Annotated in this window: 12 protein-coding genes; 4 read left to right on the forward strand and 8 right to left on the reverse strand. The window is 73.2% G+C overall.

What is annotated here, in order from left to right; all coding sequences use genetic code 11:
• Window positions 1-30 precede the first annotated feature (30 nt).
• From SCAB_RS32395 to SCAB_RS32410, 4 genes are all read right to left on the reverse strand, one after another.
• The gene (locus tag SCAB_RS32395) at window positions 31-1,539 is read right to left on the reverse strand and encodes a phytoene desaturase family protein (RefSeq protein ID WP_013004333.1); all 1,509 of its coding nucleotides are present in this window, start codon (window positions 1,537-1,539) and stop codon (window positions 31-33) included.
• Window positions 1,540-2,001: 462 nt separating this feature from the next.
• A complete protein-coding gene (locus tag SCAB_RS32400; RefSeq protein ID WP_013004334.1) occupies window positions 2,002-2,634 on the reverse strand; it encodes a TetR/AcrR family transcriptional regulator in 633 nt (210 codons plus the stop codon).
• Between the two features lie 35 nt (window positions 2,635-2,669).
• Window positions 2,670-4,754, reverse strand: coding sequence for a YhgE/Pip family protein (locus SCAB_RS32405; protein ID WP_013004335.1), 2,085 nt, complete (start codon window positions 4,752-4,754; stop codon window positions 2,670-2,672).
• Complete coding sequence (locus SCAB_RS32410) at window positions 4,726-5,643, reverse strand: ATP-binding cassette domain-containing protein (protein ID WP_013004336.1); 918 nt, start codon at window positions 5,641-5,643, stop codon at window positions 4,726-4,728. Before SCAB_RS32410 ends, SCAB_RS32405 begins: the two co-directional genes overlap by 29 nt.
• A 175-nt stretch (window positions 5,644-5,818) precedes the next feature.
• Here SCAB_RS32410 and SCAB_RS32415 point away from each other — a divergent pair, with 175 nt between their 5' ends.
• From SCAB_RS32415 to SCAB_RS32425, 3 genes are all read left to right on the forward strand, one after another.
• The gene (locus SCAB_RS32415; RefSeq protein ID WP_037727957.1) at window positions 5,819-6,358 is read left to right on the forward strand and encodes an SAV_6107 family HEPN domain-containing protein; all 540 of its coding nucleotides are present in this window, start codon (window positions 5,819-5,821) and stop codon (window positions 6,356-6,358) included.
• A 128-nt stretch (window positions 6,359-6,486) separates the two neighbouring features.
• On the forward strand, window positions 6,487-7,257 hold the full coding sequence (locus tag SCAB_RS32420; RefSeq protein ID WP_013004338.1) for a methyltransferase: 771 nt from the start codon (window positions 6,487-6,489) through the stop codon (window positions 7,255-7,257).
• Between the two features lie 287 nt (window positions 7,258-7,544).
• A complete protein-coding gene (locus SCAB_RS32425) occupies window positions 7,545-7,946 on the forward strand; it encodes a DUF3040 domain-containing protein (RefSeq protein ID WP_013004339.1) in 402 nt (133 codons plus the stop codon).
• A 319-nt stretch (window positions 7,947-8,265) separates the two neighbouring features.
• Here the strand turns inward: SCAB_RS32425 and SCAB_RS32430 are convergent, their stop codons facing one another.
• The 4 genes from SCAB_RS32430 to SCAB_RS32445 form a co-directional block, all read right to left on the reverse strand.
• The gene (locus tag SCAB_RS32430) at window positions 8,266-10,791 is read right to left on the reverse strand and encodes a transglutaminase TgpA family protein (RefSeq protein WP_013004340.1); all 2,526 of its coding nucleotides are present in this window, start codon (window positions 10,789-10,791) and stop codon (window positions 8,266-8,268) included.
• On the reverse strand, window positions 10,788-12,146 hold the full coding sequence (locus SCAB_RS32435; protein ID WP_013004341.1) for a DUF58 domain-containing protein: 1,359 nt from the start codon (window positions 12,144-12,146) through the stop codon (window positions 10,788-10,790). The genes SCAB_RS32430 and SCAB_RS32435 overlap by 4 nt, the downstream gene beginning before the upstream one ends.
• Window positions 12,143-13,183: an AAA family ATPase gene (locus SCAB_RS32440; protein WP_013004342.1), complete on the reverse strand. Its 1,041-nt coding sequence runs from the start codon at window positions 13,181-13,183 to the stop codon at window positions 12,143-12,145. The genes SCAB_RS32435 and SCAB_RS32440 overlap by 4 nt, the downstream gene beginning before the upstream one ends.
• 286 nt (window positions 13,184-13,469) lie before the next feature.
• Entirely contained in the window at window positions 13,470-14,015 is a 546-nt protein-coding gene (locus tag SCAB_RS32445) for a beta-class carbonic anhydrase (RefSeq protein ID WP_037727961.1), read from the reverse strand.
• 326 nt (window positions 14,016-14,341) lie between these two features.
• On the opposite strand from SCAB_RS32445, the gene rsmH reads away from it, so the two are divergent.
• Window positions 14,342-15,298: a 16S rRNA (cytosine(1402)-N(4))-methyltransferase RsmH gene (rsmH, locus tag SCAB_RS32450; RefSeq protein ID WP_013004344.1), complete on the forward strand. Its 957-nt coding sequence runs from the start codon at window positions 14,342-14,344 to the stop codon at window positions 15,296-15,298.
• The last annotated feature ends 39 nt before the right edge of the window (window positions 15,299-15,337 follow it).

The raw sequence follows: 15,337 nt of genomic DNA on the forward strand, positions 1-15,337 counted from the left end.
CAGGCCGGGCCTCTGGTGAGGCCCGGCTTCTCACTGTGAGCCGCGGAAACCCGGCCCCTCCACGATCAGCCCGGCCACCAGCGCGCCCGACATCCCGGCGTGCGGCAGCCCGCCGCCGGGGTGGGACCAGCCGCCCACGGTGAACAGGCCCGGTGTGGCGGTGCTGTTGGACGGATGCAGCAGCCGCCCCTCGCCCGCGGCGAGCGCCGGCGCCGGGACCGCGCCCCCCTCGGCACCCGTCGTCCGCGCGATGTCGGCCGGGGTGCGGACCTCGTGCCAGGCGAGGCGTTCCCGCAGATCGGGGACGGCCCGCTCGGCCGCGGTGATCAGCCGCTGCGCGTACCCCTCCACCGCCTCCGCCCCGCTCGCCCCGTGCCCGGCCGGGACCGCGCAGGTGACCGTGACCGCCTCGTGGCCGGAGTCCGGCACCAGGGACGGGTCGTCGGGGCGCAGCACGGTCACCGTGGGCCGCGCGGCCGCCCCGGCGGAGGCGCCGAACAGCAGGTCCAGCTCCGTGTCACGGTCCTGTGTGTGCACCACCGTCCGGTGGGGGACGCCGTCCGGGCGAGCGCCGCGCAGCGCCAGCAGCACGGTCAGGCGGCTCGTCGCCCCCCGCTGCGCCGGGACCTCACCCTCGCTCGGCACGTCCGGCTGCCGTACCCATCGGCCCCGTACCTCGGGCGCGACCCCGGCGACCACGAAGTCGGCCTCCGCGACCGTGCCGTCGGCCAGTTCCACCCCGGCCGCCCGGCCGTCCTTCTCGACGATCCCGGTGACCTCGGCGCCGAAGGCGAACGCGACCCGCCGGGCCAGGCACCGCTCGTACAGCGCCCGAGCCAGCTCCCGCATGCCGCCCCGGACGTACCAGGTCCCGAAGGCGTGCTCCATGTACGGCAGGACCGCCGCGCTCGCCGGCACGGTCCGGGGATCCAGGCCGTACGCGAGGGCGTGGCTCTCCAGCAGGGCCGCCAGCCGGGGGTCGCGCAGCTCCCACGCGCCGACCTCGGCCAGTGTGGTGGCGCGGCGGGTGCGCAGGAGACGCCTGTGGGGCACCGAGGGGTACGGCTCGCGCTCGGCGAGGACCCGCCAGTCGGGCCACAGGGGCTCCTCCAGGAGGGGCCGGCGGGTGCGGTCCCAGGCCTCGCGGGCCCGCACGAGGAAGTCGCCCCAGCGGTCGCCGGCGCCCGGGCCGAGCGCGGCGTTCAGGGCGGTCACCACGCCCGCGCGCGAGGCGTTGGGCAGCAGCAGATCGGTGCCGTCCGCGAAGACGTGCCGTGCCGCCGGGTCCACCTGGACCAGCTCGACGCGGCTCTCCAGCGGCTCCTTGCCCGTCTTGAGGAACAGATCGCGGTACACGGCGGGCAGCGGCAGCAGTCCGGGGCCCGTGTCGAACGCGAAGCCGTCGCGCTCGAAGCGGCCCACGGCCCCGCCGTAGGTCTGTGTGCGCTCGTGCACCACCACGCCGTGGCCGGCGACGGCCAGCCGGGCGGCGGCCGCCATGGCGCCGAGACCGGCGCCGATCACCGCGATTCTTGCCATGCCGGCGACCCTATCGGGCGTCGCTTCCCGGGAGCCCCGCGGGCGTGATCGTCACCGGTCGGCGACAGCCGGGGCCGGGACTGAGTACCCAGGGCTGAGTACACGTACTCAGCCGGTGAGATGAGTACGCGCGCGGATGGGCTCCCACCTGCGCGAAGGAGAAGGTGGAGACACGGGAAGGGGCGCGGCCGCGGTACCGCCGACACGGGGCGGCGGAACGGCAAGCGCGCCCCCACCGCTCCTTCCGCCGACACCGGTCGACGGGAGCGAGGCACGGGGGAGCACGGGGCACGGGGGAGCACGGGGAACGGGGAGAGCGCCGGTCCGAGGTGGCACGCGGGGGACGCTGCCAGTTCGGACCGGCGTTTCCGTTCGCCCGCCCGCCCGCCCGCCCGGCCCGCCCGGCTCGCCCGGTGTTCCCGCCCGCCCGGCCCGGCGTCCCGTCCGCCGGCCCCGCCCCGGTCAGCGGGTTCCGGCCACCCGGCCCTGGAGCAGCCGGGACAGCGCCGCGTGCACGTCGTCCAGGGAACGGTCCGGCTGGAACGCCTTCCAGTCCAGCGCGGCCACCAGGACCATCCCGACCAGGGCCGACGCCGTCAGGCCGATGTCGATCTCGTCGCTCAGCTCGCCCCTCTCGACGCCCTCGCGCAGCACCCCCTCGACGACCGCGACGGCCTCCTGCCGGACGACCATCAGCGTGGACTGCCAGGCACGGTTGGTCCGCCACAGCTCCGCCACGTAGAGCTGGGTGAAGGAGGGGTAGCGGTCGATGAAGAGGAGCCCGGCCCGGATCATCGCGTCCAGCGAGTCGACCCTGCTGCCGCCCGCCTGCGCGGTCCGCTCGGCGGCCTCGCGGAGGGAGGCGGTGAGGAGTCCCACGCCGTGCCGCAGCAGCTCCTCGAAGAGGACCGACTTGCTGGCGAAGTTGTAGTAGACCGTGCCCTTGGCGACACCGGCGCGTTCGGCGATCTCGTCGACCGTGGTCGCGGAGAACCCCTGCTCCGCGATGAGGGTGACGGCCGCTTCGTAGAGTTTCTGCCGGGTCGCCTCGCGACGGCCCCCGCCCGCACCGCCGGGGGAGTTGCTGCTTTCCATGGCCCTGATTGTCACAGGAGCCGTGCCGTGCGCGGTCACAGGCTCAGCTCCGGGTGCAGCCGGTCCAGGGTCCACACCTGCTTGCGGCGGGCGGACACGGCGGTCAGCGCGAGGGAGCCGACGGTGAAGGCCGCCAGTACCGCGCACGCCTGCCAGACCGGGCCGAGGCCGCCGCCGGTGATGAGCCTCCTGAGCGCGTCGACGACATGGCTCATCGGCAGGTACGGATGGACCGCGTTGAAGAATTCGGGGCTGGTCTGCACGGGGTACGTACCGCCCGCGGACGTCAACTGGAGCATCAGGAAGGCCAGGACGAGGATCCGGCCCGCCGCCCCGAACCGCGCGTTGAGCCACTGCACGATCGCCGCGAAGCACGCCGTCACCAGGAACAGGAAGCCCACCGTCCCGGCCGCCCGGGCCATCTGCAGGCCGACCGCCCAGTGCAGCACCGCCATCAGCGCGACTGTCTGCAGCACGCCCAGCGCGGCCACCGGCAGCCAGCCCGCCAGCGCGATCCGCCAGGCCGAGGCGCCCGCCGCGAGGGCCCGCCGGTTGAGCGGCTGGATCAGCATGTAGGCCACCATGGCGCCCACCCACAGGGACAGCGGGATGAAGTACGGGGCGAACCCGGTGCCGTAGTTGGGAGCCTTGTGCAGGTCCTGGGTGGCCAACTGCACGGGATCGGCCATCACTTCGGTGCGCTTGTCGCGGTCCTGCTCGTCGTAGTCGGGGATCTTCGCGGCCCCGTCGTGCAGGCCGCCCGCCAGCTTCCCGGAGCCGTCGGCCAGCTTGTACATGCCGCCCTTGAGGTCGGTCGCACCTGTCTTCAGCGCGCCGACGCCCGTGTCCAGGTCCGCCGCGCCGGTCTTGGCGGTGCCGAGGCCGGTGTGCAGGGTCTTGGCCCCCTTGGCGACCTTCGTGGCACCCGTGTCGAGCGCGTTCACCTTGGCGACGGCGTTGTCGAGGTCGGTGGACAGGGTGGGGGCGGCCTTCGCGAGGGCTCGGGCCTGCTTCTCCAGGGTCTGCAGGTCCTTGTCGAAGGTCTTCATGTCACCGCCGTAGTTCTTCACCACGGTGTTGACGTCCTCGGCGAGCGTGGCCGCCTTCGCCGCCGCGTCCTTGGCCTTCTTCAGGTCCGCGCAGGCGGGGTCGGGCAGGGTGGCCTCCTCGCACCGGCGCTGATAGACGTCGTCGAGGGTGTCCGAGGCGGTACGGGTGCCGGTCGCGGCGGCCGGTGCCGTCGTCACGAACGCGTCGAGGTGCTCTCGGATCGTGGCCGCCGAGTCGGCGACCAGGGTGGCGGTGTCGGCGATCGTGTCGCCGTTCTTCGCGAGGAAGGGCCGCACCTGGTCCGCCGCGGCGCCCACCTTGTCGGCGAGCTTCCCGGTGCCGTCCGCGACCTGCTGGGCGCCGTCCTCCAGGTCGCCGGCGCCCTTGTCCAGGTCGCCGAGGCCGCCGGACAGCTTTCCGCTGCCCTCCTTGGCCGTCCGCAGACCGTCCGCGAGGTCCTTGGACCCCTTCTCGGCCTTGTCGATGCCGCCCTTGAGGTCGTCGGCGCCGTCGGCCGCCTCCTCGGTCTTGCCGTGCAGGTCCGAGAACGAGATGAAGATCCGGTCCAGGAACGACCGCGACGCCTTCGTCGACGCCGCCGTCCGCACCTCCGAGAACACGGTCCGCGAGATCTGCCCGACGATGTAGTTGTTCGCGTCGTTCGTCCGCACCTGCAGGGCGCCCGTCTCCGGAACGTCCCCGGAACTCGACGCGATCCGCTCGCTGAAGTCCTTCGGCATGGTCAGCGACAGGTAGTACGTGCCGTCCTCGACACCGGCGCGGGCCTCGGCGGCGCTCACCCGGTGCCACGCGAAGGTGTCGCTCTCGCGCAGCCCTTCGGCGATGTCGTCGCCCGCCGTCAGCCTCTCCTTGCCGACCGACGCCCCCTTGTCGTCGTTCACCAGGGCCACGGGGATGCGGTCGAGCCGCCCGTACGGGTCCCAGAAGGACCACAGGTACAGGGCGCCGTACAGCAGCGGCAGCAGCAGGAGCGAGACCAGCGCGGCGCGCGGCAGTTTTCCGCGGCCGAAGCGCCTCAGCTCAAGCGCGGCGAGTTTCGGCGAGCGCATCGGCCGTCTCCTTGTCGGTGTCGGTGTCGGTGTCGGTGTCGGGGGCGGTCTCGGTCTCGGTGTCGTCGGTGGTGACGGTGTGGCTGGTGGTGTCGTCGCCGTCCTCCGCGTCCGCGTGCGCAGCCGCAGCCGTATCGGCGTCCGTACGCGTGCGTGCCCGCTTCTCCGGCGCCGTGGACACCACGACCGCTCCCGCGGGCGCTTCGCTGCAGACCGCGACCACCGTGATGCCCGACTCGGTCAGGGACCGCAACAGGGCCCACATCGCGTCCCGTTCGGCGTCGGAGAGCTTGAGATCGGTGTCGTCGATCCCGAGCAGCCGGGGCCGGCCGACGAGGGCGAGGGCGACGGACAGCCGCAGGGCCTCCATCCGGTCCAGGTCGCGCACCGCGGTCCGGGAGCCCTTGGGCAGGGTCGCGCGGTCGAGCCCGGCCGCGGTCAGGGCGGCCTCGATCCGGCCCTCGGCCTCGGCGGCGCGCTCGGCGGGGGGCCGCAGCAGCCCGCGCAGGGAGCCGTCGAACCGCCGCTGCAGCAGCGCCCGTTCACGCAGGTGCTCGCCGACGGTCAGAGCCGGTTCCAGGTCGGTCACGCCGGGGACGTGGGCGAGGGCGCTGACCCGGCGTACGGCCGCCATCCGCTTCGGCAGCCGCAGGGAGCCGACCGTGGCGTGGCCCTCGCTCGGCTTCATCCGGCCGGTGAGCGCGAGCAGCAGACAGGTGCGGCCCGACCCGGACGGCCCTTCGATCGCGATCAGCGAACCGGCCTCGGCGTCGAACCCGACACCCCGGAACGCCCACCCGCGCGGCCCCTTCAGCCCGAACCCCTCGGCACCGACGGCGACGCCCTCGGCCGTCCCCTGCCGGGCGTCCGCCTCCCGCGGCTCTCCCATGCCCTCAAGCCCCTCTGTGTTTCTTTGAACTGACTGGTCAGTGCAAAAACTACTCCGAACTTCTGCTCGAAGCAAAAGGGCAGGTCAGAACGGATTGTCAGTGGCATACCGCACGATGAGCCCATACGGCACCTCCTATCAGAGCGTGCCGTCCGAAGACGACAGGAGGTTCGTCATGGCCAACCACCACGCGGCAGCCGCCAACCGGCGCCGCGCCACCGGCCCTGCCCCCTCACTGACCGGCCCGGCGAGCGACGTGCACCCCGTGCTGCGCCGGGCGACGGCCCCACCCGCCGCCCTCGACCTGCTCGCCCAGGCCCGCTCCGGACTCGACGAGGCGTACGCCCACCAGGCGCCCAACGAGCGGTACGCCACCGCCCACCTCGCCGCCCTGCGTACCGCCGCCGCGGTGCTCGCCGCCCGGGGCCGCCCGGAACCCACCCCGAAGCGCCGCGCGAAGATCCGCAGCGCCTGGGAGGTGCTCCCCGAGATAGCCCCGGAACTCGCCGAGTGGAGCGCGCTGTTCGCCTCCGGCGCCGCCCGCAGGGCGCGGGCTGAGGCGGGCATCCGGGGCGCGGCGAGCGCCCGGGACGCGGACGACCTCATACGCGACGTGGCGATGTTCCTGCGCCTGGTCGAACGGATGCTGGTGCTCCAGCCGGTGCTGCCCCAGCCCCGGCGGGACGGCGGTCCTGGGGTTCCGGACGCGGGCTGACCGACCGCCCCGGCGCCGCCCATTAGGGTTGGGGCAGTCGCCACCTCCGCCGCGGCCCCGGCCCGGCGGAGCGCAAGCCCATCGCTCCGCCGAACACCAGGCGGAGCCGCGCCGAGGAGTCAACTGCCGTGTCGGACCCGATGCGCCCCCGCGCCTCCCTCCGTACCGCCGTGGTCTGGGAGGTCCTGCAAGACGCCCTCGACCGCCGGGTGAAGGCCACGGCACGCGAGTCGCTCGACGTCCTGGACACCGGGGGCGGCAGCGGCAACTTCGCCGTGCCCGTGGCCCGTCTCGGCCATCGCGTCACCGTCGTCGACCCCAGTCCGAACGCGCTGTTCGCGCTGGAGCGCCGGGCCGCCGAGGCCGGCGTCGCCGACCGGGTGCGCGGCGTCCAGGGCGACGCCCACGGCCTCTTCGACGTCGTCGAGCGCGGCGGGTACGACGCCGTGCTCTGCCACGGCGTCCTGGAGTACGTGGACGACCCCGCCGAGGGCATCGGCAACGCGGTCGCCGCGTTGCGGCCCGAGGGTGTGCTCAGCCTGCTCGCCGCCGGCCTGGGCGGCGCGGTCCTCGCGCGAGCCCTCGCCGGACACTTCAAGGAGGCCCGGCAGGCGCTCGACGACCCGGACGGACGCTGGGGCGAGGGTGATCCGGTTCCCCACCGGTTCACCGCCGAGCAGCTCACCGCGCTCGTCGAGGGCGCGGGCCTGGAGGTCGCCGCCGTGCACGGCGTGCGGGTCTTCGCCGACCTGGTCCCCGGCGTCCTCGTGGACACCGAGCCCGGTGCCATGGACGCCCTGCTCAAGCTGGAGGCCGCGGTCGCCGAACTGCCCGCCTTCCACTCCGTGGCCACCCAACTGCATGTGCTGGGCGAGACGCGAGGGGCCGCCGGGTCCTGATCCGCCCTCCGGGACGAATGGGGTGACCCCCTGATCAGGGGCTCGACGGCGGATGGAGTACGCCACAGGCCCCCCGATCGGGCGCCGGGAGCCGTATGATCGAGGGAGACCGTTCCGGCATGACGGGCCGTCCGCTGGGGAATTCACACCTCAGCGAGTCGGGGTGCCATGGCGGGGCCCGGTTGGTGAATTGGCGTAGAGGGGCGGGTTTCAAGGGGGCGATTCCCTGCCTATCCTGAAGAGGACCCCCCGGGTCGCCCCGGCGACCGCACGATGAGGAGGACTCCGTGCCGCTCTCAGAGCACGAGCAGCGCATGCTCGAGCAGATGGAGCGAGCGCTGTACGCCGAAGATCCCAAGTTCGCGTCAGCGCTCGAGGGAAGCGGGCTGCGTACGTACACCCGGCGGCGGGTCTACCAGGCGGTCGCGGGCTTTCTGGTGGGTATCGCGCTCCTCATGGCCGGAATGGTCGCACAGCAGATCTGGGTCAGCGTGGTGGGTTTCCTCGTCATGCTGGGCTGCGCCGTGCTCGCCGTCACCGGTTGGCGCAAGGCCCCCAAGCCGGGTGAGCAGCCCGCGGGTGCCACAGGCTCCGCCGGTGGGCGTCGTCAGGCCCGACAGCGCCGCTCCATGATGGACCGAATCGAACAGCGCTGGCAGCGTCGTCGTGACGAGCAGGGCGGCCACTGAGCGCGCCGGATCGCAGGTCCGACAGCCTCGGCTGAACTGAACACGGACGAAGGGTGACCACCTCGGAGGCGGTCACCCTTCGCGCATGCCCGAAATTCGAACAGCCCGGCCGCTTCCGGCCGGCCGCGCCCGGCCTTGTACGGCGCCCCCTTCACCCGCCGCTGCCCCGGCACCCTCTGTCCCCGCGCCCTTCTGTCCCCGCGCCCTTCTGTCCCTGACACACGTCCGTCCCTGACACACGTCTGCCCCTGACGCACGTCTGCCCCCGCCGGGCGAACCCGGCGGGGGCGGACACGTGCGGAGCGTCGGCCGGCCGCCGCTAGCCGGGCCTGCCCGGCGAGGGGCGCCGCCGGGGCAGCCTCAGTGTCTGGACGCGGGTCAGCAGCTCGTCCAGGGCCCGGCCCCAGCGTGCGGTGAGGGCCCAGACCACCCGAACGGTCGAACGCGGCAGCAGCAGCGCCCGCAGCTTCGTCCCCCGGTCGGCGTGGGCCCGCAGGCCCGCCCCGACCTGGTGCGCGTCCCGGGCCAGACCGGCCGGTACCTGCGGACGCGGAGCGAAGAGGACCTGCTCCACCGCCGCCGCCACCCGGTGCACCGCGTCCGCGGCCGCCGGTTCGAGTTCCCCGAGCCGCACGATCCGCGCGGCGGCCTTGCGAGGCGTCTGCGACTCGTCCGGCGCGATCCCGAAGTCCCAGGCCGTGTCGGTCACCTCCTGCCAGGCGGCCAGCGCGTGCGCCGCCGCGGCCTCCGTACGGCCGTGACCGGCTCCGCCCGGATGCGCGGGTGAGCCCCGCGGCCCGTCCGCCTCCGAGGTCACCTCCCGCGTGCCGGCGGGCGCGCGGGCCCCGTTCGGGGCCGCGCCGTCATGCGCGCCCAGCCGCACGGCACGGACCCGCATCCGCCACAGCATGGGCAGCAGCGGGATCGCCAGCAGCAGGAGCGCCCCCGGCAGGATCAACAGGGTCCAGGGGGAGAGGAACAGCAGCCCCCAGAACGAACGCTCCTCGTCACCGGGACCCGCCACGGCCGCCGCGGACTCGCTCGCGCAGGCCTCCAGCTTCACCTCCTGCGGGGTGCAGCTCTCGCTCTGGGACGGCGCGGCCGACGGGGCCGTGGACGCCGACTGCGAGGGCCGGGGCACGTCGGGCACACCACCCGGGCCGGTGTCCTCCGCCACCGTGTACGGGGGAGTCGAGCCCCGGTTGGGGGTCGGCTCGAAGCGGGTCCAGCCCACCCCCTCGAAGTACAGCTCGGGCCAGGCGTGCGCGTCCCGCAGACCCACCGACATCGTGCCGTTCGTCTGCGGGGTGCCGGGAGTGAAGCCCACCGCCACCCGGGCCGGTATGCCCAGGGTGCGGGCCATCGACGCCATCGCGAACGAGAAGTGGACGCAGAAGCCCTCCTTGTCCTGGAGGAACCGGGCTATCGCCCGCGCGCCCGTCCCCGAGCGCACCTCGGTGTCGTACGTGAACTCGCCGCTGAACGCGAACCAGTCCTGCAGCTTCACCGCCCGCTCGTAGTCGTTCGCCGCGCCCTCGGTCACCTTCAGCGCGGTCTGCGCCACCACCGGCGGCAGCGAGGCCGGCACCTTGGTGAACTCCCGCCGCAGGGACGGCGGTGGCTCCGGCGCCGAGGCCAGCTGCTCCGCCGTGGGCTGCACGACGAGGCTCTCGACCGTGTACCGGGCGCCCTTGGTGTCCTGGCCGTGGTCACCGACCAGGGTGCGCCCGACGGGCTCGTACCGCCAGTCGCCGTCGATGTCGACCCGGGAGACCGGGTACGGCATCGGCAGCCAGTTCTGCTCGTAGTCCCCCGCCGCGACGATCCGGGTCTCGATGGAGGTCCGCTTCACGTCCGCGGCGAGTCCGGTGGGCGCGCCGAACTCGTCCGGCACCTCGGTGATGGAGCGTTCGGTCGGCGTCCAGGACGTGCCGTCGAACCTGTCCAGGGACACGATCCGCAGATACATCTCCTGCGTGTCGTCCGTGTTGGTGCGGTAGGAGAGCACCTGGCGGTCCTCGTCCACGTTCAGACTGCCGCTCAGCGCCACCACGGGGTTCACCGCGGAGATCGTGCCGCCGCCGGAGCCGCCGCCGATGCCGGTGCCCGTGCCGCTCAGCAGCCCCCCGTCGAGGGAGGGCAGTCCGAGCGGCACCACCAGGGCGATGCCCAGCGCGACCGCGCCGATGCGCCGCCCCGTGCGGACCGGGGCCACCGCGCCGCCCGCGGACTCCGCGCGCGGGCCGTGCGGCGCGCCGCCGAAGACCCGGCCCCACTGCGAGAGCCGGTCGCGGCTCTCGGTCAGGAGCAGCAGCAGATAGCCGGCGGAGGCCATCAGGAACCACAGCCACGCGGCGCCGTCGGACAGGCCCGCCGCGACCGAGTACAGCGCGAGCAGCGGCAGGCCGGCCGGGGCCGCGCTGCGGAACGTCACCGCGAGCGCGTCGACCATGAGACCGATCAGCAGCACACCGCCGATGACCATCAGCTGGATGCCGTCGCTCAGCGGCGCCGGGATGGCGTACCGCCCGACGTCGTCGGCGCCCGAGCGCAGCAGCTCCGCGAAGTGCCGGAACGCCTCCGGGCCGGGCACGATCCCGGCCACCGCCTGCTCCCGGGCGAAGACCAGCGTCAGCATCATCAGCGCGGCCAGCGCCTGCGAGGCCACGGTCAGCGGCCGCGCCAGCGGGACCCGGCGGGTGAGCGCTCCCACGGCGGTCAGCACACCCAGCATCAGGGCCGCCTGGAAGATCCACGTCGCCGGATCGACCAGCGGCAGCAGCGCGCACGCCGCCATGATCGTCGCCGCCCAGGCGCACAGCGCCAGCCTCGCCCGCCCGCTCATGACCGTCCCTCCGGGCCGCTCGTGGACAGCACACCGAGACGCTGCCGGTCCGCCTGCCGCCACAACTCCGCCAGCGAGGCGCCGCGCGGGACGGTCAGTGCCGTCCAGCCCGCCTCGTGCAGCAGCCGCAGCGACTCCTCGCTCGCACTCCCGGCACCGGGCACCTGGCCCGTCTCGGTCGTCCACGTCTCGCTGTCCAGCAGGAAGGCGACCGCGCCGCCGCCGCGCCGGCGCATCTTGCCGATCACCGTCGCCTGCTCCTCGTCGAGATCGCCGAGGAAGGCGATCAGCAGCCCCTCGTTGCCGCCGCGCAGCGCGTCGTAGGCGGAGGAGAGGCCCGAGCCCTCGGAGTGGTCGATCACCGCGAGGGTGTCCATCATCAGCCCCGCGGCGTCGGCGGACCCCTGGCCGGCACCCGCGAACCCGTCCGCCCCCTCGCCGGGCACCGAACTGCCGGTGTCCGTCAGCAGCCGTACGGAGAAGCCCCGTTCGAGCATGTGGACCAGCGCGGAGGCGGCGCCGGAGACGGCCCACTCGAAGGCCGAGTCCGGGCCCGCGCCGAGGAACGCCTCGGCCCGGGTGTCCAGCAGCACCGTGCAGCGGGCCCGCTGCGGCTGCTCCTCACGGCGCACCATCAGCTCGCCGTAGCGCGCGGTCGAGCGCCAGTGCACCCGGCGCAGGTCGTCGCCGTGCCGGTAGCCGCGCGGGAGCACGTCGTCCTCGCCGGCCAGCGCCAGGGAGCGCTGCCGGCCGTCGCCGTATCCCTTCGCCTCCCCGCCCAGGCGGACCGGCGGCAGCGCCTCCACCCGCGGGACGACGGTCAGGGTGTCGTACGTGGAGAAGGAGCGGGTCAGCTCGCACATGCCGAACGGGTCGGTCAGGCGCAGCTGGAGCGGGCCGAGCGGATACCGGCCGCGCAGATCGGAACGGACGCGGTACGACACCTCGCGGCGGCCGCCCGCCTCCACCCGGTCCAGCACGAACCTCGGGCGCGGACCGAGCACGTAGGGCACCCGGTCCTGGAGCATCAGCAGCCCGGTGGGCAGCCGGGAGACGTTGTCCATCCGCAGGTGCACACGGGCCTCGCCGCCCGCCGGCACCCGCGCGGGCGACAGCCGGCGGCTGCCCGCGACCCGGTAGCGCGTCCGGTACAGCACGGTCGTGCAGACCAGCGGCAGCACGGCCAGCAGCAGGCCCACCCGCAGCAGATCGCTCTGCCCGAGGACGTACGCGCAGACGCCGGCCGCCACGCCGGCGGCCAGGAAGGAGCGCCCGCGGGTGGTGAGGCCCGCGAGGGCCGTCCGCAGCCCGCCCTTGTCCTGCTCCGGGGCGGGCGCCGGCCCGGGGGTGGTCATCCAAGCCTCCGCGGCGGCTGCTGCGGATACGCCGGCGTGGAGTGGACCGAGCCGAAGCCGCTCTGCGCCTGGGGTGCCTGGGGTACGGGCGTGTGCTGCAGGATCTCCTGCACGACCTGCTCCGGTGTGCGGCGGTTGAGCTGGGCCTGGGCGGTGGGCAGCAGCCGGTGGGCGAGGATGGCCACGGCCAGCGACTGGATGTCGTCCGGCAGGGCGTACTCCCGGCCGCTCAGGGCGGCGGTCGCCCGCGCCGCACGCAGCAGATGCAGCGTGGCGCGCGGCGAGGCGCCGAGTCTGAGGTCCGGGTGGTTGCGGGTGGCGCCGACCAGGTCCACCGCGTACCGCCGGACCGTTTCGGCGACGTGCACGCCCCGGACGGCCTCGATCAGCTTCACGATCTCGTGCGCGTGCGCCACCGGCTGCATGTCCTCCAGCGGGGAGACGCCGCCGTGGACGTCGAGCATCTGCAGCTCGGCCTCCGGGCTCGGGTAGCCGACGGAGACGCGGGCCATGAAGCGGTCGCGCTGGGCCTCCGGCAGCGGGTAGGTGCCCTCCATCTCCACGGGGTTCTGCGTGGCCACCACCATGAAGGGGTGGGGCAGCTCGTAGGTCGTGCCGTCGATGGTGACCTGGCGCTCCTCCAGGGACTCCAGCAGCGCGGACTGCGTCTTCGGCGAGGCACGGTTGATCTCGTCGCCGATCACGATCTGAGAGAAGATCGCGCCGGGCTTGAACTCGAACTCCTTGCGCTGCTGATCCCAGATGGACACGCCCGTGATGTCCGACGGCAGCAGGTCCGGCGTGAACTGGATACGCCGCACCGAGCAGTCGATGGACCGCGCCAGTGCCTTGGCCAGCATGGTCTTGCCGACGCCGGGCACATCCTCGATCAGAAGATGTCCCTCGGCGAGCAGCACTGTCAGCGAAAGCCGTACGACCTCAGGCTTGCCCTCGATCACTCGTTCGACCGAACTGCGGACTCGCTCCACAGTGCTGGTCAGATCAGTGAGGCTCGCTCGATCGTCATAGGTCGTCACCCGGCCCTCCTCGGCCCGTTCTTTCTCCGGGCCGTCGCTCTGCGATGCGGACCGGCCCACCCCGAAACACGGACACCACGCGAGAACTGCTCAGCGTGACGTCACATCCGCATTCTTGCTGCCGTTACCAATCCGTGTCACTCGCCTGTGGACAACGGTCCGCGATATGTCGGATCTGTGGGCTTTTGTCGGTCGAGATGCCAGCAGATTGACAGGAAGCCGGGGCTGCGCGGGACCGCTCTCCGGCGGTAGGAGCAGGTCCCCGCACGGCCCGGTTCGACGGCGCTCAGGCCGGGTCGATCTCCCGCAGCAGGCCCGTCTTCACATCGAAGACGAAGCCGCGCACGTCGTCGGAATGCAGCAGGAAGGGGTTGGTGCGCACCCGCTGCATGGACTGCCGTACGTCCTGGTCCACGTCCCGGAAGGACTCCACCGCCCAGGCCGGACGCTGCCCGACCTCCGTCTCCAGCTCGGTGCGGAAGTCCTCGGTGAGGGCCTCAAGACCGCAGCCGGTGTGGTGGATGAGGACGACACTGCGGGTGCCGAGCTTGCGCTGGCTGATGGTGAGGGAGCGGATCACGTCGTCGGTGACCACACCGCCCGCGTTGCGGATGGTGTGACAGTCGCCCAGCTCCAGGCCGAGCGCGTCGTGGAGGTCGAGCCGGGCGTCCATGCAGGCCACGACGGCGACGCGCAGGACGGGACGGGCGTCCATCCCGGGGTCGGTGAACGCGGCCGCGTAACGCTGGTTCGCCTCGACGAGACGGTCGGTGACGGTGCCGTCGGATATGGCGCCTTCGGGGCCGGTGGGAATTGCTGCGGAGGTCGTCATAACCATGACGGTACTGGTCACGGCCGCCGGGGGCCCTCTGTGAGAGAGGACAAAGAACGTCATCGAGGCTTGTTGTGAGGTAACCCACAGGAGTGGCCGAATCTCGACCGTCCAGGTGATTTCTCCGGCATCACCGGTTCACCCGCAGGAGGCGCCACGACGCGCAGGCCGGTTGATTGACCGCGACAGGCCGTGGACTAGAGTGACGCGGAGCGGGGGCGAGGCCCCCTGCTGGACTTGAATCCCCAGGAGAACCGGCGAGATCCCGGCGTCTCCCCGCGTGCGCGGCGCGTACGTGCGGCTCGCGCCGGACCTGAGAGGGCCCCTTGAGCAACAGCCGCCACGTCCCCGTCATGCTCCAGCGCTGTCTGGACATGCTGGCCCCGGCCCTCACGGAGCCCGGCGCGGTGGTGGTCGACTGCACGCTCGGCCTCGGCGGCCACAGCGAGGCCCTCCTCACCCGGTTCCCCGAGGCGCGGCTCGTCGCCCTCGACCGCGACAAGGAGGCCCTGCGCCTCTCCGGTGAACGGCTCGCCCCCTTCGGTGAACGCGCCACCCTCGTACACGCGGTCTACGACGAACTCCCCGAGGTACTGGACCGCCTGGGCCTCCCGCGCGTCCAGGGCGTGCTGTTCGACCTCGGCGTCTCCTCCATGCAGCTCGACGAGGCAGACCGGGGCTTCGCGTACGCCCAGGACGCCCCCCTCGACATGCGGATGGACCAGACGACCGGCATCGGCGCCGCCGAGGTCCTGAACACCTACCCGGCGGGCGAACTCGTCCGGATCCTGCGGGCGTACGGCGAGGAGAAGCAGGCCAAGCGGATCGTCTCCGCGATCGTGCGCGAGCGCGACAAGGAGCCCTTCACCAACAGCGCCCGTCTCGTCGAACTGATCCGCGACTCCCTGCCACAGGCGGCCAAGCGCACCGGCGGCAACCCCGCCAAGCGCACCTTCCAGGCGCTGCGCATCGAGGTCAACGGCGAACTCACCGTCCTGGAGCGGGCGGTCCCCGCCGCCGTGAAGGCCCTCGCGGTCGGCGGCCGGATCGCGGTGCTGTCCTACCACTCCCTGGAGGACCGCCTCGTCAAGCAGGTGTTCGCCGCCGGCGCCGCCGTCACCGCGCCCCCCGGACTGCCCGTGGTCCCCGAGCGCTACCAGCCGAGGCTCAAGCTCCTCACCCGCGGTGCCGAACTTCCCACCGAGGAAGAGGTCGCCGAGAACCGGCGCGCCGCCCCCGCGCGTCTGCGCGGTGCGGAGCGCGTGCGGGAGCACCTTGAATGAGGTGCGTGAGGCGAACCAGCCGCACGAGGCCCACGAGGC

This window comes from Streptomyces scabiei 87.22 (genome assembly GCF_000091305.1).
Taxonomy (GTDB): Bacteria; Actinomycetota; Actinomycetes; order Streptomycetales; family Streptomycetaceae; genus Streptomyces; species Streptomyces scabiei.